This is a genomic window from Clostridium sardiniense (assembly GCF_019753795.1).
Taxonomy (GTDB): Bacteria; Bacillota; Clostridia; order Clostridiales; family Clostridiaceae; genus Clostridium; species Clostridium sardiniense.
Genome location: NZ_JAIKTU010000016.1, coordinates 44,729 through 64,591, shown reverse-complemented (window position 1 = coordinate 64,591; position 19,863 = coordinate 44,729). Strand labels below are relative to the sequence as shown.

The window sequence follows — 19,863 nt, the reverse complement described above, 5'->3', positions numbered from 1 at the left end:
GAATTGTTGATAACTATCTTTAGGCCAGTAAAACCAACAACATTTTATAAAAAAATAGTGTGGATAAGTTAGTAACTAAAAGTATACCTTATCCACAGTCATCCACACGTAATTTAAATTTTATGTTTATCCACAGATTGTTATATAGTTATTATCAACAATTGTTGACAATTGTACAATAAGAGAAAAAAAATTATCCTTGTGTCAGTTTTTTTGTTAAATCCTCAATTGTATGTTGTAAACTTTCATCTCTATTTAAATTATCAGAGATCTTTTCATAAGCATGTATTACAGTAGTATGGTCTCTACCACCAAATTCTTCACCGATCTTTGGAAGAGACATATCAGTTAACTTTCTACTTAGATACATAGCCATTTGTCTTGGATAAGATACATTACGAGTTCTTCTTTGGGATTTTAAATCTTCAATTCTTAAGTTAAAGTAGCTTGCAACTACATCTTGTATAATTTCTATAGTTATATGTTTGCCTTGCTTCTTAGAAATTATATCTTTTAATGCTTCTGAAGCTAAATCAACAGTTATTTCTCTATTAGTTAAAGATGAATACGCCACTATTCTTATTAATGCGCCTTCAAGTTCTCTAATATTTGATTTAATTTTAGTTGCTATATATACCATAACTTCATTAGCTACATTTAATTTTTCTACATCTGCCTTTTTCTTTAATATAGCCATTCTAGTTTCAAAGTCTGGAACTTGAATGTCAGCGATTAAACCCCATTCGAATCTAGAGCGTAATCTATCCTCTAATGTAGGTATTTCTTTTGGTGGTCTATCAGATGATAGAATTATTTGCTTGTTTGCATCGTGTAGAGCATTAAATGTATGGAAGAATTCCTCTTGTGTTCTTTCTTTCCCAGCTATAAATTGAATATCATCTATTAGAAGAATATCTACGTTTCTATATTTATTTCTAAATTCTTCATTTTTATCATCTTTTATAGCATTTATAAGCTCATTAGTAAATTTTTCAGATGACACATAAACAACTTTGGCACTTGGATTATTTTTTAAAACATAATGACCGATAGCATGCATTAAGTGCGTTTTACCAAGTCCTACGCCTCCATATATAAATAGAGGATTGTATGCTTTAGCAGGTGATTCAGCAACTGCTAAAGATGCTGCATGAGCGAATCTATTACTATTACCTATTACGAAAGAATCAAAAGTATATTTAGGGTTAAGATTAGTATTCATCTCATCATTAACTATAACCTTTTTATCATCTTTTATTTTCTTTTGTCTTTTTTCAGATTGCTCTTCTTCGGTATTTTGAATTTCAGAAGCTATTAAAAATTCAATGTTATAAAGTTTAGAACAAATAGCTTTTATAGAATTCGCAACTAAATCTTTATATCTTTTTTCAAGTATTTCTTGAGTGAAGGCGTTAGGAACACTGATTTTTATAGTATCTGAAGACATAGAAATAGGTTCGCAACTTTTAATCCATGTATTGAAGCTGACCTCGCTTAGTTCTCCCTTAATAATATTCAGTGTTTTTTCCCATAATTCTTTCAGCTCTGCATCCATTTCTAATCCTCCAGTCAAAAATTTTTTTTATTTTTTATTAAGAAAATTATGTTAATAACATTGTAATAACAGTATATCAACATATTATTAACAAAAATAATATTTTTAAAATATATGTATATTAAATTATTCACATGTTAATAAATATGTGGAGTATAATTTTAAATATAAGTTATCCACATATATAATGAAATAAACTTTTAGTATCTTAAATTCTAGTAAATATGCCTATTATAGCAAAAAAAATTAGCCATAACGTAGGTTATCAAGAAAAAAAGAACAAGTTATCAACAGATATATCCACAGCTGTGGATAAGTTCTGTTTAAGAACAAGTTATTCACAATACATTATTTATGATACCATAAGTAAATAAGGGGATTCAATAAGTTATCCACAATTTTTGTAATATACTTAATGGAATTATCAACAAAAAGCTATATTCTTGACATAATAGGGGTATATATATATAATGATAAAGTAAATCTAAAATAAAATAGAGAAGTATAGTTATTTCGCTATATAAATTTTAAAAATTGAAGGGGGTGTAGTGTAAATGTTCATGACATACCAACCTAAAAAAAGACAAAGAAAAAAAGAACATGGCTTCAGAAAGAGAATGAAGACTTCATCAGGAAGAAACATTCTTAGAAAGAGAAGACAAAAAGGTAGAAAAAAATTAACAGCATAAGGGCCGCACTTTAGTGGCCTTTTTTCTACAATGTAGGAAAAAAGGAGTATTAAATACCCATGATATACAGATTAAAAAAAAATAATGAGTTTAGAATGGTATATAGAAGAGGAAAGTCTTTAGCGAATAATCTTCTGGTATTATATACTTATAATAATAGAAATAATAAGAATTCAGATAATGAAGTTTATAATAAAATAGGGGTTTCTGTTAGTAAGAAAGTCGGAAATAGTGTAGTAAGAAGTAGAAGTAAGAGATTGATTATGGAAAGTTACAGATTAAATGAAGCTTCTATTAAAAAAGGCTTTGATTTCATATTTATTGCTAGAAATAATATGAAGGATAAAAGTTTTCACGAGGTCGAAAGAGCTATGATGAATTTGTTTAAGAAAGCAGGCCTATATAATGAAGAAAGTAGTAATAAATCTAATTAGATTTTATAGGAAGAATATATCGCCTTTAAAAAATCCTTGTTGCAGATATGTGCCAACTTGTTCGCAATATGCTATAGAGGCAGTAGAAAAACATGGTGCCTTTAGGGGGAGCCTTATGGCAATTTGGAGAATTTTAAGGTGTAATCCTTTTAGCAAAGGTGGATATGATCCTGTTAAATAGAGTATGGGAGGATAAAAGAATATGATGACATTATTTAAGCCGATAACTGATTTCTTTACTATCGTATTTGATAAATTACATCAACTAATCATTTCTGTTGGGGTAACAGATCCAGGTTGGGCGTATGTATTAGCAGTTATAGTTCTAACAGTAATTATAAAAACTGCAGTATTACCGTTTAGTATAAAATCAATAAAATCAACAAGAAAAATGCAGGAATTCCAACCTGTAGTGAAGAAGATTCAAGAAAAATATAAAAATGATCCTCAAAAAGCAAATGCGGAAATGATGAAGATCTACAAAGAGAATAATATTAGTATGACAGGTGGATGTTTACCAATGTTAATTCCACTACCAATATTAATGGCTCTTTACTATACATTTATGAATATTAAGGGAATCCAAGGAGTATCATTCTTATGGTTACCTGATCTTGCAGGAAAAGATCCATTATATATACTACCTGTATTAGCGGCACTTAGTACTTTTATACCGTCATATTTAATGACAAAAGCAAATCCAGCAGCAGAATCATCAGGAATGAATATGATGCCAATGAATATTGGTATGTCATTAATGATGGGATTCATGTCACTTAACTTCCCTTCATTACTAGTTATCTATTGGGTAGTAGGTGGAATTTATCAATTAGTACAAACTTATTTCTTAAATGTTAAGCCAGTAATGGCTACAAAAAAAGAACAAGAAGCAGAAGAAAGTGCAAGAATTGATCAAAAGAACAGATTTGTAATGCCAGAAGAATACGATAAGAAGAAGAAAAAGAAGTAATATATAGTAGTATTATATGAGAGTGGTGAATATGGTATATGAAATTCATTGAAGTAACAGGTAAAAATGTTGATGAAGCAGTAAATAGTGCTTTAAAAGAATTAAACGTTACTAAAGATAGGGTTATAATCGATGTAATAGATGAAGGTTCTAAGGGATTTTTTAATATTATAGGAAATAAACCTGCAAAGGTTAAAATTACCGTAAAAAGAGATTATATAGAAGATGCTAATAAATTTATTAGAGATGTTTTGGATTCTATGGGAATCTTAGCTGAAGTAAGGATTAATGAAGAGAATGACATAATAAAGGTTGATTTAACTGGTCCAAAGATGGGATTAATAATTGGATATAGAGGAGAAACTTTAGATTCACTTCAATACTTGATATCTTTAGTAGTTAATAAAGGTCATGATATTCCTTATAAAAAGGTTGTTTTAGATACTGAGAACTACAGAGCTAAAAGAGAAGAAACCTTAAAGCGAGTTGCTTTAAAAACGGCTAATAAAGTAAATAAAAGCAGAAGACCTTTTAAACTAGAACCAATGAATCCATATGAAAGAAGAATAATACATGCTGCATTACAAGGAAATGACACTGTATGTACTTACAGTGAAGGTGATGAACCTTTCAGAAGAGTTGTAGTAGCATTAAATAAGTAAAAGGAAGCCAAGTTTTTGGCTTTCTTTTTTTAAACTGTATTAATAAATCAAAACAAGAAATATATAGCTTTGACTTATTAAATATATTTCTGTAAAATTGATATTAGTTTTGTTTTGGTTATACTATATAGAAGGAATTAACTTCTAAGGAGGATAATAATGAAAGAGTTTGATACCATATGTGGGATTGCTACTGCGCAAGGTGAAGGTGGAATAGCAATTATAAGAGTTTCAGGAAATAAAGCATTAGAAATTGTTGGACGTATATTTAGAGGCAAGAATAATTTTGATATAAATAATATGAAGACTTATACTATGAAATACGGTAATATTATTGATAGTATAAGTTATGAAGTCATAGATGAAGTTATAATAAGCTACATGAAAGGGCCAAGGAGCTTTACAGCTGAAGATGTTGTAGAAATAAATTGCCATGGGGGAGTTGTTTCTACTAATAGGGTACTTGAAGAAGTTATTAAAAGTGGAGCTAGAATTGCAGAGCCTGGTGAATTTACTAAAAGAGCATTCTTAAATGGAAGAATTGACTTAAGCCAAGCAGAAGCAGTAATGGATATTATAACTGCAAAGACAGATTTAGCTATGAAATCAGCAGTTATGCAAAGTGGAGGTTCACTTTCCCAGGAAATAAATAAGCTTAGAGCTTATCTTCTTGATGTACTTGCGCTTATTGAGTATGATGTAGATTTCACAGAAGATGATGAGGAGCCAGATGAAACTATTCCTGTGAGGGTTTCAGAGAGCCTTGATAAAGCAATAACTGACATGGATAAGTTATTAAAAGGTGCAAATGAAGGTAAAATTATAAGAGAAGGCCTTAAAATGACAATAATAGGAAAACCTAACGTTGGGAAATCATCTCTTATGAATGCACTTCTTCAAGAAAAGAGAGCTATTGTAACAGATATACCAGGAACTACAAGAGATGTAATAGAAGAATATATTAATCTTGGAGGAATACCAGTAAAAATTACTGATACTGCTGGTATTAGAGAGACTGAAGATGTTGTAGAAAAAATTGGAGTTGAAAGATCAAAAGAAAAATTAGAAGAAGCTGATTTAGTTGTATTAATGCTTGATACTTCAAGACCTTTAGATGACGAAGATAGAGAAATTATTAAATCAATAGAGAATAAAAAGACAATAGTACTATTAAATAAAGTAGATTTAGAACGTAAACTTCAATTAGAAGAATTAAATGGATTAGATAACTTTATTGAGATATCAGCCATGACTGGCTTTGGGATAGAAGATTTAAAATTAAAAATTAAAGAGTTATTCTTTAATGGAGAAGTAGATAATGAAAGCTTAATAATTACAAATAGTAGACATAAGCAGGCATTATATAGAGCATTAGAGAATTGCGAAATAGCACAGAATAGATTGAAAATGAACGAATTTTTAGACTTAATTTCTATTTATGTAACTTCAGGATTAAGAGCACTAGGTGAAATAACAGGTGCAGAGCTTGAAGAGGATTTAGTTAATAAGATATTCAGCGAATTCTGTGTAGGAAAATAGGAGGAAGTATATGAGATACAATGCTGGAGAGTATGATGTAATTGTTGTTGGAGCAGGCCACGCAGGTTGCGAAGCTGCTCTTGCAGCTTCAAGAATGGGATTAAAGACATTAATATGTACAATTAATTTAGAAGCAATTGGAATGATGCCTTGTAATCCTAATATAGGGGGAACAGCTAAAGGTCATTTAGTTAGAGAAGTTGATGCATTAGGTGGAGAAATGGGTATTAATATAGACGATACATATATTCAATCAAGAATGCTTAATACATCAAAAGGACCTGCAGTTCACTCATTAAGAGCGCAAGCAGATAAATTAAAATATCAAAAGAGGATGAAAGAGGTTCTTGAATCACAAGACAACCTTTATATTAGACAAGTAGAAATTACTGATTTAATAGTTGAAGATGGAAAAGTTAAAGGTGTAGTTTCAAAGAATGAAGCAATATTTGGATGTAAGGCAGTTGTTTTAGCAACGGGTACATATTTACAGGCCAAGATAATAATAGGGGATGTAAGCTATAATAGTGGTCCTAATGGATTATCACCTGCAAATGACCTTTCTCAAACATTATTAGATTTAGGAATAGAACTTAGAAGATTTAAGACAGGGACACCACCTAGAGTAAATAGAAAATCAGTGGATTTTTCTAAGATGATAGAACAAAAAGGTGATGACAAGATAGTACCATTCTCATTTATGAATGATAATATTGATAGAGAACAAATATCTTGTTATTTAACTTATACTAATGAAGGAACTCATGAAGTTATAGCTGATAACATAGATAGATCTCCTATATATAATGGATCAATTAAAGGGATAGGACCAAGATATTGTCCATCAGTAGAAGATAAGGTTATGAGATTCCCAGATAAATCAAGACATCAAATATTTGTAGAACCAGAAGGTGAAGATACACTTGAAATGTATATTGGTGGATTCTCATCATCATTACCAGAGGATGTACAAATAAATATGTTAAGAACTATAGAAGGACTTGAAAATGCTGAAGTAATGAGATCAGCATACGCTATAGAATATGATTCAATAAATCCTACTCAATTAAAGCCAACTCTTGAATTTAAGAATATAGAAGGGCTTTATGGAGCAGGACAATTAAATGGTAGTTCAGGATATGAAGAAGCAGCAGCACAAGGAATAGTTGCAGGTATTAATGCAGCATTAAAGGTTAAAGGAGAGGAGCCAATGGTTCTTACTCGTTCTGATGCTTATATTGGAGTTCTAGTTGATGATTTAGTTACTAAGGGTACAAATGAGCCTTATAGAATGATGACATCAAGAGCAGAGTATAGATTACTTCTAAGACAAGATAATGCAGATTTTAGATTAACTGAAATAGGATATAATGTAGGTCTTGTATCAGAAGAAAGGTATAATAGATTTATAGAAAGAAAAACTAATATTGAAAATGAACTTGAGAGATTAAAAAATCTACAAATAACTAATAAAACAGAAAATAATGATATATTAGTTAAGCTTGGAAGTACAGAGCTTAAAAAGCCTATTAGTTTCTATGAATTAATAAAAAGACCAGAGCTTGATTATTTCTCAGCTGTAGAGCTTGATCCAGAAAGACCAGAATATCCTGAGAATGTTGGTGAGCAAATCAATATAATTGCTAAGTATGAAGGATATATAGTAAATCAATTAGATCAAGTTGAGCAATTTAAGAAATTCGAAAAGAAATTACTACCTAAAGATATAGACTATACTGATGTTAAGGGATTAAGAACAGAGGCGATACAAAAGCTAAGTAATATAAGACCTATAAGTATAGGTCAAGCATCAAGAATTTCAGGGGTATCACCTGCTGATATTTCTGTATTATTGGTTTACTTAGAATATAATTATGGTAAACAAGGAAATAAAGATAATTAGAGCCATAAAGGAGGCAAATATGGACTTTTATAATTTAATGAAAACAGCGGCAGATGAGGTTAATATAGAATTTAATGAGCAAATGTATGATAGATTCATTAAATATATGAGATTAGTACAAGATTGGAATCAAAAGATTAATCTTACTGCAATTACTGAGGATGAAGAGTTTATAAAAAAGCATTTTATAGATTGTATAAAAGCATTTAAAAGTGATGAACTTAAGAAGGCTAAAACTGTGATTGATGTAGGTACAGGTGCAGGTTTCCCAGGAATGCCAATAGCTATATTAAGAGAAGATATAGAGGTGACTTTATTAGATTCACTTAATAAAAGAATAAATTTCTTAAATTTAGTTGTTAGGGAATTAGGGCTAAAAAATGTTATAACTATTCATTCTAGAGCAGAAGATGGTGCAAGAAATAAAGATTTAAGAGAGAAATTTGATATTGCAACATCAAGAGCTGTTGCTAATATGGCAGTATTATCTGAATTTTGTCTGCCTTATGTAAAAGTATCAGGATATTTTGTTGCCTTAAAAGGGCCTGCAATTGAAGAAGAATTAGAAAATAGTAAAAGAGCATTAGAATTACTAGGGGGAAATTTATTAAGGGTTGATGAGACTCTTATAGAAGAAACTGATTTAAATCATAACATAGTTGTTGTTGAAAAGGTAAAGGCATGTCCTAAGACATATCCTAGAAAAGCAGGAACTGTAGCAAAAAAGCCACTAAGATAAATATTGTGATATAATATGTAATATAATACCATATAATATCGAGAAATGACTGAATTTTATTTGGGGAAAAAGAAGGAAGAAAATGGTAAGTGGCGAAATTTAATATATAAACAAAAATCATTGGAAATTTATAAGGGATGGGTAGTGTCAATATGAATAATGAAATACTAAAAATTGATATTAAGGATATAATACCTAATACATATCAACCAAGAAAATATTTTAATGACGATGCTTTAATGGAATTATCTCAATCTATAAAAACTCACGGTATAATTCAACCTATAACTGTTAGAAAAAGAGGAGATTTCTATGAGTTAGTAGCAGGGGAAAGAAGATGGAGAGCAGCACAGCTTGCAGAGCTTACACAAGTTCCATGCAATTTAATAGATATAACTGATATAGAATCAGCTGAAATTGCATTATTAGAGAATTTACAAAGAGAAGATTTAAACTTTATAGAAGAGGCAGAGGCATACTACAATTTAATTCATGATCATAGATTCACTCAGGAACAATTAGCAAAGCGTATGGGAAAGAAACAATCAACTATAGCAAATAAACTTAGAATATTAAAGCTTAGTGATAAGGTCAGAGAAATATGCGTTGCTAATAATTTAACAGAGAGACATGCAAGAGCATTATTATCGCTTCAAGATGAAAAATTACAGTTAAGTATAATAAAGAAGGTCATTAAAGATAGTTTAAATGTAAGACAAACAGAAGAGTTGATAAATAAAGAATTATTGAAAATTGCAGGAAAAGAGATGAATGGAAAATCAAAGAAGAAAATAACAACAGTGTTTCCCGCAAAGCTTTATGTAAACACTATAAAGCAAGTTTTTGATAAGTTTAATATACCTGCAAAATATGATATGTCAGATCATGAAGAATATATACAAATTACAGTAAACATTCCTAAAAAGAAAAAATAAACTTTAACCTAAACCACTAAAAAGAGATATTTTTAGTGGTTTTTTTATGCAGTTTTTGTTGAAAAAAAGCGACTGTGATTTATTAATAAATAAAAGCTGAAAAAACTATTAAGAATGTATTGTTTTGTCAGTTTTAGCTTTAATTATTATATAAAAAAATATATAATATAGTATGAGAGAGAGGGGGTGCGAAGCTCTATAAATACTTAGGGCTAGATATGAAAATAATTTGTATATTTAATCAAAAAGGCGGGGTTGGAAAGACAACCACAAACATTAATTTAGCTTCTTATCTTGCAATGGCAGGATATAAGGTGCTAACAATAGACATTGATCCTCAAGGTAATACTACAAGTGGATTAGGTTTAGATAAGAGAAGTTTAGAATTTTCAATGTATGATGTTATAACATCGAATGTAAGTTTAAAAGAGGTTATTATACATAGCGATCTTATTTCAAATCTATATATAGCACCATCAACAATGGAATTAGCCGGAGCTGAGGTTGAAGTTATAACAAAAGAAAATAGAGAAAGAATACTATTAGACAAAATAAATGAAGTAAAAGATGAGTTTGACTTCATTTTTATAGATTGCCCACCATCATTAGGTGTTTTAACTATAAATGCATTAACTACTTGTGATTCTGTATTAATACCTATACAATGTGAGTTTTATGCATTAGAAGGAGTTGGACAGCTAATGAATACTATTAAGCTTGTAAAGAAATCATTAAACCCTAAAATCAAAATAGAGGGTGTAATTATGACAATGTATGATTACAGAACAAACCTTAGTAATGAAGTATTTAATGAAGTAAAGAAGTACTTTAAAGATAGTGTCTATGAGAATACAATTCCTAGAAATATTAGGTTAGCAGAGTCTCCAAGTTTTGGACTACCTATAATGCTTTATGATGAAAAATGTAAAGGGGCAGATGCTTACTCAAGATTAGCAAAGGAATTTTTAAAAAGACAAGAGGTAGTGAAGGGTGAGAGTAAATGAGTAAAAAGTTTGGATTAGGAAAAGGATTGGGTGCTTTAATTCCAGATGAGATTCAAGATGAGGTTAAAACAGATATAAAAGATAAGGCTTCATCAAGTACATTAATTCCTTTAAATGAAATAATAAATAACTCAGATCAACCAAGAAAGTTCTTTGATAGTGATAATATAGCTGAGCTTGCAGAATCTATAAAAAATCATGGAATTATACAACCACTTATATTAAAGAAACATCAAAAAAAATATATTATAATAGCAGGGGAAAGAAGATGGAGAGCAGCTAAAATGTTGAGTCTTAAAGAAGTACCAGCTATTGTCATGGATTTAAGTGATAAAGAGGTATTAGAAATTTCATTAATTGAAAATATACAAAGACAAGATTTAAATCCAATTGAAGAAGCCTTAGCATATAGAAAGCTAATAGATGAATTCAATTTGACTCAGCAAGAATTAAGTCAAAGGATAGGAAAATCTAGAGTTGCTATTACTAATACTATGAGACTTATTAATTTAGATGAGAGGGTACAGCAGTACCTAATAGAAAGCGTAATTTCAGAAGGACATGGAAGAGCCTTATTAGCTGTTGAGGATAAAGATTTACAGTATAAGCTAGCTCAGAAAATTATAGATGAAAAACTTTCAGTAAGAGAGTTAGAAAAATTAATAAAGTCTGTATTTAAAGAAAAAGAAGAAAAAAAGGAAGAAGTTAAATTTAATCCTTATGTTAAAGATGTTGAGAATAAACTTCAAGATTATTTTGGAACAAAGGTAAATATAAACTCAAAGAATAAAAAGGGAAAAATAGAAATCGAATACTATTCAGATGATGATTTAAATAGAATTTTAGAACTAATGAATATTTAATGTTTCACGTGAAACATGTTTCACGTGAAACATTCTTAAGAAAAGGAAGGACGGAAAAACTGTGGAAAATTTAATATCAAATTTATCAAATTATTTACCTTATATATTAATAGGAATGGGTGTAGTAATTTTATTACTTTTAATTTTACTTATTATCTTATGGAAGTCAGTGAATAGATTAGAAAATAAGTATAGAAAAATGATGAGAGGTACTAGCAATAAAAATTTAGAAGAAGTAATTGTTAGTAAGCTAAATGATGTTGAAGAAGCTGAAAATGCTGCAAGAGAAGCTGCTAAGCTATGCGAAAATTTAAAAGTTGAAATTAGAGGATGTGTCCAAAAGGTTGGAATAATGAGATATAAGGCTTTCGAAGATGTTGGAAGTGATTTAAGTTTTTCAATAGCAATGCTTGATGGACACAATGATGGAATAGTATTAACAGGATTATATGGAAGACATGATAGCACAACTTATGCTAAACCAGTTGATAAAGGTATATCAAGATATGAATTATCAGAAGAAGAAGCTCATGTTTTAAAAGAAGCAATGAATAGTAAGTAAAAAAATCTCTTCTTCTCGCTAACGCGAGAAGAAGAGATTTTTTAGTTAAAATACTATATTAATAGTTAGTCAAAGATTCAACCAAATCATCTTTACTCATAAGTTTATCTATTGAATATGAAATCCCCTTAGCTATAAATTCTGCTAGTGTAACTACAGTATATAATCTAGTATTTTGTAAAACCATAAATTCAAAATTTCCTGATACATTTACAACACCAGTCACACTTAAATCTCCTACAGGGGGCAAATCCTTATTAAGAGCTAACCCTGGGAAAAGAGGTTTATTTTCTATAAATACTCTTCCTACATTTTGAAAAGAACCTAATGAAGCATCAATAGCAACTATATATGGATCATTAAAAGACTCATAAATTTTTTTTAATACTTCGTCAAGATTTTGAGAATGAACAGGATAATATAAAGATCCATATACATATATATTTTTATTTTTAAATTCCTTTATATTATGGCCTACTAATGGTCCTAGTGAATCTCCAGTTGAACGATCAGATCCTATACATAAAAATATTATAGTTCTATTATCATCAAGTATTGGTTTTAAATTATTATAAAGATGCTCTCCAACTTCATTAAATGAATCATTATCTATACCATCAATTGAAAAAATTTTATTCATAAAAACGCCTCCCTATATAGAAATTATTTCCATAAAGGGAGGCGTTTATTCAAACTTACTATAAATCTTTGCTAGCTTTTTTTAATATTGATAATACATAGTCTATATCATTTTCAGTATTGAAGTATGAGATGCTAAGTCTAACAGTTCCACTTGGAAATGTACCTATAGACTTATGGCACATTGGTGCACAGTGTAATCCTGAACGATTACTAACCCCATATGTCTCAAGATAGAATGATAATTCTGAAGTATCTACTCCCTTTAAATTAAATGATAAAGACGTGGTAGATTTAGAGCCTGTAGTATCTCCATAAACTTCAAACCTATCAATATCTAATATTCCATTAAGCAGTTTCTTATAAAGTATAGAATTTTTTTCTTTTATATTGTCAATACCTATTTTACTTATAAAATCTATAGCGTTTGATAGGCCAACTATACCAGGTATGTTTAAGGTTCCACACTCGAATTTATCAGGCATAAATGTTGGTTGATGTATTTCATGAGAAAGGCTTCCTGTACCACCTTCTATAATTGTAGTACAAACCTTATTTAAATCATCGTCTATTATAAATCCACCAATACCTTGAGGTCCAAGTAAACTCTTATGTCCTGTAAATGCTAATGCACTTGCATTTATCTCTTTAAAATCAATAGGTACTGCGCCAGCAGATTGAGCTGTATCAATAATGAAAAAAATCTTATGTTCTTTACATATATTACCTATTTCTTTTATGGGTTGTATAGTACCTATTACATTTGATGCATGGGTAACTACTACTAGTTTAGTATTTTCTTTTATAAGTTTTTCTATATCATGAGGATCTATAAACCCTTTAGAATCTGACTCTACAAAATCGACTTCTACATTTAAATTTTCTTTACATGATATTATTGGTCTTATAACTGAGTTATGTTCAATTGAAGAGGTTATAACATGATCCCCTTCTTTTAAAGTACCTTTTATAAGTATATTTAATGAAGAAGTAATATTATTTGTAAAAATAACATTTTCTATTTTGTCATAATTAAAAAAGTTTGCAATTCTCTCACGAGCAAGAAAAATCTCTCTATTACTTTCTAAAGCATTTGAGTGATTTGATCTATTAGCGTTACCGCCTATATTTACTAAATAGTTATAAATTGAATCAGCAACAACCTTAGGTTTTGGAAAAGTTGTGCTTGCATTATCTAAATATACTTTCATATTCGACATCCTTTAACAAATTAATACATATACTCCATAAGCCATGAAGCATACGCCTATTACATATAATACATAAGTCAAAAGCATAGAAGCAGTCTTATCAATATCTTTTTTCAATAGTTTTAGCCCTTTTGATGCTAAGATATTTAGTATTGTAAACCAAGTAAGACTTCCAATTAACATGAATAAAAATGACGTGTAAAAGAATAGTCTACCATCTGATCTCCAAATACTAGCTACTGTACCACTAAAAGCTAGCCAAAATGAGAATGTAACTGGATTAATAAATGTTATTATAAAGCCAGAAATGAATTCTCCAAGTTTCGGGTTATTTAGTATCTTTGATGAACCAGTACTATTTTTAGAATGCTTAGCAAATAAAAATAATACTATACCTGATACAATCCAAAAAATTCCTTTGTAAGTTTTATTATCTTCTAAAATGTTAAAAAGGCCTAAGTTAATTATTATTAAGTAAGTATAATCGGCAAAAACTGCACCGAGAGATACTTTAAATCCATGCCAAAATCCTTTACTTACTGAACGATTTATAGACTCTAATCCAGCAGGGCCAAGGGGAATAGATGCACAAAGTCCTGTAAAAAAGCCTATAAATCCTGCTCTCATAATATGAATCATAATGTTCTCCTTTAAAAATATAAATACATATTATCTAATTATAAATCAAATATAGATACAATTCATTAAATTTACATAAAAAGACTATTATATTTCTTTATAAAATTTATAAAATATATATAATATAAACTATGAAAGATATTTTATAGAAAGGGAGATAAGAATGAAATATTACATAATAGTATTTAAAAATACACATGACGCAATGACTGGAGAAAAGATTCTAAAAGAGAAAGAATATACATTTAGAATAATGCCAACTCCTACATCAATAACTCAAAGCTGTGGTATTTGTATAAGAATTGAAGATGAAGAGGAAATGAAGAGAATAAAAGAAGAGAAATTTGAATATAAAAATATGTATTGCAAAGAAGGTTCAGAGTATAGAGAGATACAATAATTAAAAAGGGGGAAGATATATGGGTTATTTTCTATTTAATACATCATTTAGTAATAAAGATATATCACTTGGACCCATTACTATATCATCGGATAGTATAGATTTCTTAATAAAAAAATGCCTAACAGTAATTATTGTTATCTTTTTAATGTTTATAACCATTAAGATAGGGAATAGATTAATAAATAAGTTTGTTAAAAAACAAATTGAAAATCCAAACTCAAAATTAACTATGAGTCCTCAAAAGGCTAAGACTATAGGTGCAGTAATGCATAGTATACTTAAATATTCTGTTTATTTTATAGGAATAGCGATAATAATTTCAGATTTATTTAAGGGAATATCATTAACCTTTGCAAGCATTGGAGGATTTGCGGTAGGTTTTGGAGCACAGAGTTTAGTACAAGATCTTATAAATGGATTTTTTATATTATTTGAAGATCAATATGGAGTTGGTGATTATGTAACTATTGGTACGTTTGAAGGAATAATAGATAGCATAGGAATAAGAACTACAATACTTAAGGATTTCAATGGAGATTTACATCTTATACCAAATGGTACTATAAAGGCAGTTACTAATCATTCTAGAAATAATATGAGGTTTATTGTTGATGTATCTATCGCCTACGAAGAAGATATAGATCATGCCATAGATATAATAGATAAAACATGTAAGGAATTCCAAGGAGAACATAAGGAAGATGTTCCGCAACCAATAGATATATGGGGGGTTACTAACTTAGGCGCTTCTGGAGTAAATATAAGAATAGTTGGATTTAGTATACCTATGAAGCAATGGTCCATGGAAAGAAATCTTAGAAAAGCTATAAAGGAAGCATTAGATAAAGAAGGAATAGAAATTCCTTATAATAAAACTCAAATAATAATGAAAGAAGCATAGTGAAGGGAGATATAAAATTGGTAGAGAATTTTGGTTTAGGTGATATAGTTGAAATGAAAAAACAACATCCCTGTGGTGAGAAAAATTTTGAAATTACAAGAATTGGTGCTGATGTAAAGATAAAATGTGTCGGATGTGGAAGAATTATCATGATACCGAGAAGTAAATTTCAAAAAGGTGCAAAAAAAATAGTTCAAAAAGCAGAAAGTTAACAAAAATCCTTGAAAAAGTAAATTTTTAATGTTAAAATTATAAATTGTAATCCCTGCTGTGCAAAGCACAGCCGTTTAGTCCGAGGGGAGGAGGTGAAAATGATGAGAAAGTACGAAACTATATTCATACAACACCCATCACTTGACGAAGAGGCTGTTAAAGCTAATATCGAAAAGTTCAAAGGTGTAATAGAAAATGGTGGAGGAACTGTAGATAACGTTGATGTTTGGGGTAAGAGAAAGCTTGCTTACGAAATCTCAAAAGTTAACGAAGGATACTATACATTAGTAGACTTTACAGCTAACCCAGAATTACCAAGAGAATTAGAAAGAATATTCAGAATCACTGACGGTGTTATGAGACACATCGTAGTAAGAAAAGAAGCGTAAGAGAGGTGATATTGTAATGAACAAAGTTATACTTTTAGGTAGACTTACAAAAGATCCTGAATTAAGATTTGCTGCAGGAAGCGGAAATGCTGTTACAAGATTTTCAATTGCTGTTACAAGACAATTCAAGAGAGATGAAGCTGACTTTATCAATTGCGTAGCCTTTGGAAAAACAGCTGAAACAATAGCACAATATCTTACAAAAGGTGGCCAAATTGCAATTACTGGTAACATTAGAACTGGTAGTTATGATGCACAAGACGGTTCAAAAAGATACACTACTGATGTAGTTGTTGAAAGCTTTGAATTTGTTGGTGGCGGAAAAGGCGGCAACAATACTGGATCATTTAATAATGATTTCGGTGGCAATAATTCTGATTATTCAAAACCATCAAATGATTCATTTGGCGGTTTTGACGATGATATGACTCCAGTTGATGACGGAGACATGCCATTTTAAATTTTCAAGGTAAGGAGGAAAAATCATGAGAGAAAACAACAACAGAAGATCTGGCGGAAGAATGAGAAGATCTAAGAGAAAAGTTTGTGCTTTTTGTGTTGAAAAAGCTGAATCAATAGACTACAAAGACGTGTCTAAGATCAGAAAATATGTTACTGAAAGAGGAAAGATACTTCCAAGAAGAATTTCAGGAACATGTGCTAAGCATCAAAGACAAGTAACTGAGTCAATTAAGAGAGCTAGAAATGTAGCTTTATTACCATTCACAACTGAATAGTAATAAATTAAAGAGAGTAAAATAGAATTAAATTTCTATTTTACTCTCTTATTTTTTTGGGAAAAACTTTCATTTTCTTGCATTAGTAATAGAAAAAAACTAAAATATACATACAAGGGTATTTAAGAGGTGAGGTTTATGAAAAAGAATGATTTAAATATTATGGGTAACGTAAAGATTATTGAAAATTTAAAAGCTCAACTACTTAGAGTAATAGGTGATTTTTATACATTATTGACAAGAGGTAGTAATGTTGCAGAAGAAGCTATAGTTGAATGTATATCTGGGGCAATAATTATTTTATATGTACTTGGGGAAAAGCTTGGTTATTCAGCATCTAAAATTGATGATGAAATGAAAAATAAGCTTGATATTGGTATAAGAGCTGAAGATGAAGTTGAAAAAGAAGGAAAGAGTTTAAGTAAGCTTAAGGAGTATATTTCAAAGAGAAGAGACTAATAATTAAATAGGAGGCGTTTTATGAATGTAAAGTCGTTAATTATAAAACTCATAAAACCAGTTGGATTAATTTTAGCTTCTTTAATATTCTTTTTATTAGGTTATAACCAGATAGCGTTATTAATTGCAATAATATATTTTATAGATAATTTCTATCAATTAAATAATTATTGGAAAAAGGAAGAAAATATAAATCAGTTTACGAAAGATATAAATAAAGCAATAGAGGATAATGTAGCTAGCACATTGCTACCTATAGCACTTATAAGCGAAACTGGAATTATAAAATGGCATAATAATATTTTTAATGAATTAGAACCTAAAAAGAATTTTATTGGAGAAAGTATACTTAGTATTGCAAGAGATCTTAATCTAGATAAAGTAATAAAAGCAGATAAAGATTTACATCAAAGATTAAAGTTAAATGGAAGACTTTATGATGTTTATAGTACTAAAATACTTAGAAGAGATGAGCAATTATTTTTATTATACTTTAATGATATAAGTGAGTTTATAGGATTAGATACAACAAAAGAAAGTATAATGCTTATAGAGGTTGATAATTTTAATGAAGCTTTAGACGCAACTGATGAGTCTAATAAACCTTTAGTAATTGCAGAAATAGATAGAGAGATAAATTCATATGCATATGGGTTAGAGGCAATGATAAAAAAATACCAACCGAATATGTATGTTGTATCTGTACAAGATAAATACATAGATGAAGAAATAAATAATAATTTCAAAATCTTAGATAGAATATCTAAAATAAATAAAGGGAATAAGTTAGAGATAACCCTCAGCATAGGTGTTGGAAGAGGTGGAATTTCACCACTTGAAAATTATAATTATGCTACAGTTGGTAAAGAACTTGCTCTAGGAAGAGGTGGAGATCAAGTTGTTGTAAAAAGTAGCGATGGAGTTAAGATATTTGGTGGAAATAGTAAAGAAATAGAGAAAAGAACTAGAGTTAGAGCTAGAGTTGTATCTCACGCTTTAAAAGAACTTATATATGAAAGCAATAAAGTATTCATAATGGGTCATAAAAATCCAGATATGGACTGCTTTGGGGCAGCTGTTGGACTTTCAAGTACAATAAAACAGCTTGGCAAATCATGTAGCATAATTCTAGATAAAGATATTGGAGCTATAGAATATTACCTAAGAGAATTGAAAAGTGATTCAAAATATGCTAATCTATTTGAAACATCAGAAGAAGCCATGAAGGAGATAGATGATGAGTCATTATTAATAATTGTAGATGTACACAACAAGAATTATGTTAATAATTTAAAGCTTGTTGAAAAAACAAAAAGAAAGGTCATAATAGATCATCACAGAAGAAGTGCTGATATAATAGAAGACACTTTGCTTAATTATATAGAAGTTTACGCATCATCTACTTGCGAAATGATAACAGAAGTAATCCAATACATGAACGAAAAGCCACATATTACAAAGCTTGAGGCTGAAGGGCTACTTGCTGGTATTTATATGGATACTAAAGGCTTTTCATTTAAAACAGGTGTAAGAACCTTTGATGCTGCATCATTTTTAAAGAACACAGGTGCAGAAACTACAGAAGTTAAAAAGATGTTTACTGATAACTTAACAGATTTTATACAAATTGCTGATATAATAAAATCAGCAAAGATTCATGATAAAATTGCAATTGCTATATGTCCGCCTAATGTTACGGATACTGTTATAATTGCAAAATCAGCTGATGAATTGTTAAATATATCAGGTATTTTAGCGAGCTTTGTTCTGGCAAACATCAACGGTGACACTTATATAAGTGCTAGATCAATTGGAGAGATTAATGTCCAAATTGTACTAGAAGCTTTAGGTGGTGGTGGACATATGAATATGGCAGGAGCTAAGGTATCAAATAAATCAATAGATGAAGTCTTGATAGATTTAAAAGATGTAATGAAAAAATACTTAAGGGTGGGTGAATAAAATGAAAGTAATTTTATTAAAAGACGATAAGAAACTAGGAAAAAAAGGTGATGTTATCAATGCATCAGATGGATATGCAAGAAATTTCTTGTTCCCAAAGAACATAGCTAAGGAAGCTACAGAAAGCAATTTACACATTTTAAATAACCAAAAAGAAAATGAAAGAAAGCAAAAGCTTGCAGAACTTGAGGCAGCTCAAAAATTAGCAGCTGATTTAAAGGGAAAAGAAATAAAAATTGAAGGTAAAGCTGGAGATAATGGAAAGTTATTTGGAGCTATTACTAGCAAAGAAGTTGCAAAGAAAATAAAAGAATTATATAAGATAGATATTGATAAGAAGAAGATAGTTATGGACACAATAAAAGTAGCTGGAGGATATGAAATAGAAGTTAAATTATATCCTGAAGTATCAACAAAGATGAAAGTTATAATTGTTCCACAAGCTTAAGGAGGAA

The 19,863-nt window shown here is 29.6% G+C and carries 25 protein-coding genes; 21 read left to right on the top strand and 4 right to left on the bottom strand.

Annotated features, from left to right (window positions below; all coding sequences use genetic code 11):
* Positions 1-193: 193 nt before the first annotated feature.
* Positions 194-1,555 carry a chromosomal replication initiator protein DnaA gene (gene dnaA / locus K5V21_RS16780; RefSeq protein WP_204596476.1) on the bottom strand — a complete coding sequence of 454 codons (1,362 nt, stop codon included), beginning with the start codon at positions 1,553-1,555 and terminating at the stop codon, positions 194-196.
* 554 nt (positions 1,556-2,109) lie between these two features.
* Between dnaA and rpmH the strand changes: the two genes are divergently transcribed.
* The 12 genes from rpmH to K5V21_RS16720 all read left to right on the top strand — a co-directional run bounded on the left by rpmH (position 2,110) and on the right by K5V21_RS16720 (position 11,855).
* Positions 2,110-2,244 (top strand): 50S ribosomal protein L34, encoded by a 135-nt coding sequence (gene rpmH, locus K5V21_RS16775; RefSeq protein ID WP_204596477.1) that lies wholly within the window; start codon positions 2,110-2,112, stop codon positions 2,242-2,244.
* A 59-nt stretch (positions 2,245-2,303) separates the two neighbouring features.
* Positions 2,304-2,678 (top strand): ribonuclease P protein component, encoded by a 375-nt coding sequence (gene rnpA / locus K5V21_RS16770; protein WP_221862244.1) that lies wholly within the window; start codon positions 2,304-2,306, stop codon positions 2,676-2,678.
* Positions 2,650-2,859: a membrane protein insertion efficiency factor YidD gene (gene yidD / locus K5V21_RS16765; protein ID WP_221862243.1), complete on the top strand. Its 210-nt coding sequence runs from the start codon at positions 2,650-2,652 to the stop codon at positions 2,857-2,859. The genes rnpA and yidD overlap by 29 nt, the downstream gene beginning before the upstream one ends.
* Positions 2,860-2,883: 24 nt before the next feature.
* Positions 2,884-3,648 (top strand): membrane protein insertase YidC, encoded by a 765-nt coding sequence (gene yidC, locus K5V21_RS16760; protein ID WP_221862251.1) that lies wholly within the window; start codon positions 2,884-2,886, stop codon positions 3,646-3,648.
* Positions 3,649-3,686: 38 nt separating this feature from the next.
* Positions 3,687-4,310, top strand: a complete 624-nt coding sequence (gene jag / locus K5V21_RS16755) for an RNA-binding cell elongation regulator Jag/EloR (protein WP_221862242.1) — start codon at positions 3,687-3,689, stop codon at positions 4,308-4,310.
* Positions 4,311-4,469: 159 nt separating this feature from the next.
* On the top strand, positions 4,470-5,849 hold the full coding sequence (gene mnmE, locus K5V21_RS16750; RefSeq protein WP_221862241.1) for a tRNA uridine-5-carboxymethylaminomethyl(34) synthesis GTPase MnmE: 1,380 nt from the start codon (positions 4,470-4,472) through the stop codon (positions 5,847-5,849).
* Between the two features lie 10 nt (positions 5,850-5,859).
* Positions 5,860-7,752 carry a tRNA uridine-5-carboxymethylaminomethyl(34) synthesis enzyme MnmG gene (gene mnmG / locus K5V21_RS16745; protein WP_221862240.1) on the top strand — a complete coding sequence of 631 codons (1,893 nt, stop codon included), beginning with the start codon at positions 5,860-5,862 and terminating at the stop codon, positions 7,750-7,752.
* A 19-nt stretch (positions 7,753-7,771) separates the two neighbouring features.
* The gene (gene rsmG / locus K5V21_RS16740) at positions 7,772-8,491 is read left to right on the top strand and encodes a 16S rRNA (guanine(527)-N(7))-methyltransferase RsmG (RefSeq protein WP_221862239.1); all 720 of its coding nucleotides are present in this window, start codon (positions 7,772-7,774) and stop codon (positions 8,489-8,491) included.
* Positions 8,492-8,643: 152 nt separating this feature from the next.
* Complete coding sequence (gene noc, locus K5V21_RS16735; protein ID WP_204596484.1) at positions 8,644-9,426, top strand: nucleoid occlusion protein; 783 nt, start codon at positions 8,644-8,646, stop codon at positions 9,424-9,426.
* Positions 9,427-9,644: 218 nt separating this feature from the next.
* Entirely contained in the window at positions 9,645-10,430 is a 786-nt protein-coding gene (locus K5V21_RS16730; protein ID WP_204596485.1) for a ParA family protein, read from the top strand.
* A complete protein-coding gene (locus K5V21_RS16725) occupies positions 10,427-11,293 on the top strand; it encodes a ParB/RepB/Spo0J family partition protein (RefSeq protein ID WP_221862238.1) in 867 nt (288 codons plus the stop codon). Before K5V21_RS16730 ends, K5V21_RS16725 begins: the two co-directional genes overlap by 4 nt.
* A 61-nt stretch (positions 11,294-11,354) precedes the next feature.
* Entirely contained in the window at positions 11,355-11,855 is a 501-nt protein-coding gene (locus K5V21_RS16720; protein WP_204596487.1) for a DUF4446 family protein, read from the top strand.
* A gap of 58 nt (positions 11,856-11,913) precedes the next feature.
* On the opposite strand, the gene yyaC is transcribed toward K5V21_RS16720, so the two are convergent.
* From yyaC to K5V21_RS16705, 3 genes are read right to left on the bottom strand one after another with little or no spacing between them, the layout of a single operon-like run.
* A complete protein-coding gene (gene yyaC, locus K5V21_RS16715) occupies positions 11,914-12,495 on the bottom strand; it encodes a spore protease YyaC (RefSeq protein WP_221862237.1) in 582 nt (193 codons plus the stop codon).
* 58 nt (positions 12,496-12,553) lie between these two features.
* A complete protein-coding gene (locus K5V21_RS16710; RefSeq protein ID WP_221862236.1) occupies positions 12,554-13,705 on the bottom strand; it encodes an aminotransferase class V-fold PLP-dependent enzyme in 1,152 nt (383 codons plus the stop codon).
* Between the two features lie 12 nt (positions 13,706-13,717).
* Positions 13,718-14,344 carry a LysE family translocator gene (locus tag K5V21_RS16705; protein ID WP_221862235.1) on the bottom strand — a complete coding sequence of 209 codons (627 nt, stop codon included), beginning with the start codon at positions 14,342-14,344 and terminating at the stop codon, positions 13,718-13,720.
* 163 nt (positions 14,345-14,507) lie between these two features.
* On the opposite strand from K5V21_RS16705, the gene K5V21_RS16700 reads away from it, so the two are divergent.
* The 9 genes from K5V21_RS16700 to rplI all read left to right on the top strand — a co-directional run bounded on the left by K5V21_RS16700 (position 14,508) and on the right by rplI (position 19,856).
* Positions 14,508-14,744 (top strand): DUF3343 domain-containing protein, encoded by a 237-nt coding sequence (locus tag K5V21_RS16700; RefSeq protein WP_221862234.1) that lies wholly within the window; start codon positions 14,508-14,510, stop codon positions 14,742-14,744.
* A gap of 19 nt (positions 14,745-14,763) precedes the next feature.
* The gene (locus K5V21_RS16695; RefSeq protein WP_221862233.1) at positions 14,764-15,648 is read left to right on the top strand and encodes a mechanosensitive ion channel family protein; all 885 of its coding nucleotides are present in this window, start codon (positions 14,764-14,766) and stop codon (positions 15,646-15,648) included.
* Between the two features lie 17 nt (positions 15,649-15,665).
* Positions 15,666-15,860 carry a DUF951 domain-containing protein gene (locus K5V21_RS16690; RefSeq protein ID WP_221862232.1) on the top strand — a complete coding sequence of 65 codons (195 nt, stop codon included), beginning with the start codon at positions 15,666-15,668 and terminating at the stop codon, positions 15,858-15,860.
* Between the two features lie 102 nt (positions 15,861-15,962).
* The gene (gene rpsF, locus K5V21_RS16685; protein ID WP_204596510.1) at positions 15,963-16,250 is read left to right on the top strand and encodes a 30S ribosomal protein S6; all 288 of its coding nucleotides are present in this window, start codon (positions 15,963-15,965) and stop codon (positions 16,248-16,250) included.
* Positions 16,251-16,266: 16 nt separating this feature from the next.
* The gene (locus tag K5V21_RS16680; protein WP_204596494.1) at positions 16,267-16,710 is read left to right on the top strand and encodes a single-stranded DNA-binding protein; all 444 of its coding nucleotides are present in this window, start codon (positions 16,267-16,269) and stop codon (positions 16,708-16,710) included.
* A 25-nt stretch (positions 16,711-16,735) separates the two neighbouring features.
* On the top strand, positions 16,736-16,987 hold the full coding sequence (gene rpsR, locus K5V21_RS16675) for a 30S ribosomal protein S18 (RefSeq protein WP_204596495.1): 252 nt from the start codon (positions 16,736-16,738) through the stop codon (positions 16,985-16,987).
* A 138-nt stretch (positions 16,988-17,125) separates the two neighbouring features.
* Entirely contained in the window at positions 17,126-17,446 is a 321-nt protein-coding gene (locus K5V21_RS16670) for a MazG-like family protein (protein ID WP_204596496.1), read from the top strand.
* Between the two features lie 21 nt (positions 17,447-17,467).
* Positions 17,468-19,408 carry a DHH family phosphoesterase gene (locus K5V21_RS16665; protein WP_204596497.1) on the top strand — a complete coding sequence of 647 codons (1,941 nt, stop codon included), beginning with the start codon at positions 17,468-17,470 and terminating at the stop codon, positions 19,406-19,408.
* Position 19,409: 1 nt separating this feature from the next.
* A complete protein-coding gene (rplI, locus tag K5V21_RS16660; RefSeq protein WP_204596498.1) occupies positions 19,410-19,856 on the top strand; it encodes a 50S ribosomal protein L9 in 447 nt (148 codons plus the stop codon).
* Positions 19,857-19,863 lie beyond the last annotated feature (7 nt).

Coding starts and splice junctions, on each gene's coding strand:
- dnaA (WP_204596476.1), bottom strand. CDS start 1,555: ATGGATGCAGAGCTGAAAGAATTATGGGAAAAAACACTGAATATTATT.
- rpmH (WP_204596477.1), top strand. CDS start 2,110: ATGTTCATGACATACCAACCTAAAAAAAGACAAAGAAAAAAAGAACAT.
- rnpA (WP_221862244.1), top strand. CDS start 2,304: ATGATATACAGATTAAAAAAAAATAATGAGTTTAGAATGGTATATAGA.
- yidD (WP_221862243.1), top strand. CDS start 2,650: ATGAAGAAAGTAGTAATAAATCTAATTAGATTTTATAGGAAGAATATA.
- yidC (WP_221862251.1), top strand. CDS start 2,884: ATGACATTATTTAAGCCGATAACTGATTTCTTTACTATCGTATTTGAT.
- jag (WP_221862242.1), top strand. CDS start 3,687: ATGAAATTCATTGAAGTAACAGGTAAAAATGTTGATGAAGCAGTAAAT.
- mnmE (WP_221862241.1), top strand. CDS start 4,470: ATGAAAGAGTTTGATACCATATGTGGGATTGCTACTGCGCAAGGTGAA.
- mnmG (WP_221862240.1), top strand. CDS start 5,860: ATGAGATACAATGCTGGAGAGTATGATGTAATTGTTGTTGGAGCAGGC.
- rsmG (WP_221862239.1), top strand. CDS start 7,772: ATGGACTTTTATAATTTAATGAAAACAGCGGCAGATGAGGTTAATATA.
- noc (WP_204596484.1), top strand. CDS start 8,644: ATGAATAATGAAATACTAAAAATTGATATTAAGGATATAATACCTAAT.
- K5V21_RS16730 (WP_204596485.1), top strand. CDS start 9,645: ATGAAAATAATTTGTATATTTAATCAAAAAGGCGGGGTTGGAAAGACA.
- K5V21_RS16725 (WP_221862238.1), top strand. CDS start 10,427: ATGAGTAAAAAGTTTGGATTAGGAAAAGGATTGGGTGCTTTAATTCCA.
- yyaC (WP_221862237.1), bottom strand. CDS start 12,495: ATGAATAAAATTTTTTCAATTGATGGTATAGATAATGATTCATTTAAT.
- K5V21_RS16710 (WP_221862236.1), bottom strand. CDS start 13,705: ATGAAAGTATATTTAGATAATGCAAGCACAACTTTTCCAAAACCTAAG.
- K5V21_RS16705 (WP_221862235.1), bottom strand. CDS start 14,344: ATGATTCATATTATGAGAGCAGGATTTATAGGCTTTTTTACAGGACTT.
- K5V21_RS16700 (WP_221862234.1), top strand. CDS start 14,508: ATGAAATATTACATAATAGTATTTAAAAATACACATGACGCAATGACT.
- K5V21_RS16695 (WP_221862233.1), top strand. CDS start 14,764: ATGGGTTATTTTCTATTTAATACATCATTTAGTAATAAAGATATATCA.
- rpsF (WP_204596510.1), top strand. CDS start 15,963: ATGAGAAAGTACGAAACTATATTCATACAACACCCATCACTTGACGAA.
- K5V21_RS16680 (WP_204596494.1), top strand. CDS start 16,267: ATGAACAAAGTTATACTTTTAGGTAGACTTACAAAAGATCCTGAATTA.
- rpsR (WP_204596495.1), top strand. CDS start 16,736: ATGAGAGAAAACAACAACAGAAGATCTGGCGGAAGAATGAGAAGATCT.
- K5V21_RS16670 (WP_204596496.1), top strand. CDS start 17,126: ATGAAAAAGAATGATTTAAATATTATGGGTAACGTAAAGATTATTGAA.
- K5V21_RS16665 (WP_204596497.1), top strand. CDS start 17,468: ATGAATGTAAAGTCGTTAATTATAAAACTCATAAAACCAGTTGGATTA.
- rplI (WP_204596498.1), top strand. CDS start 19,410: ATGAAAGTAATTTTATTAAAAGACGATAAGAAACTAGGAAAAAAAGGT.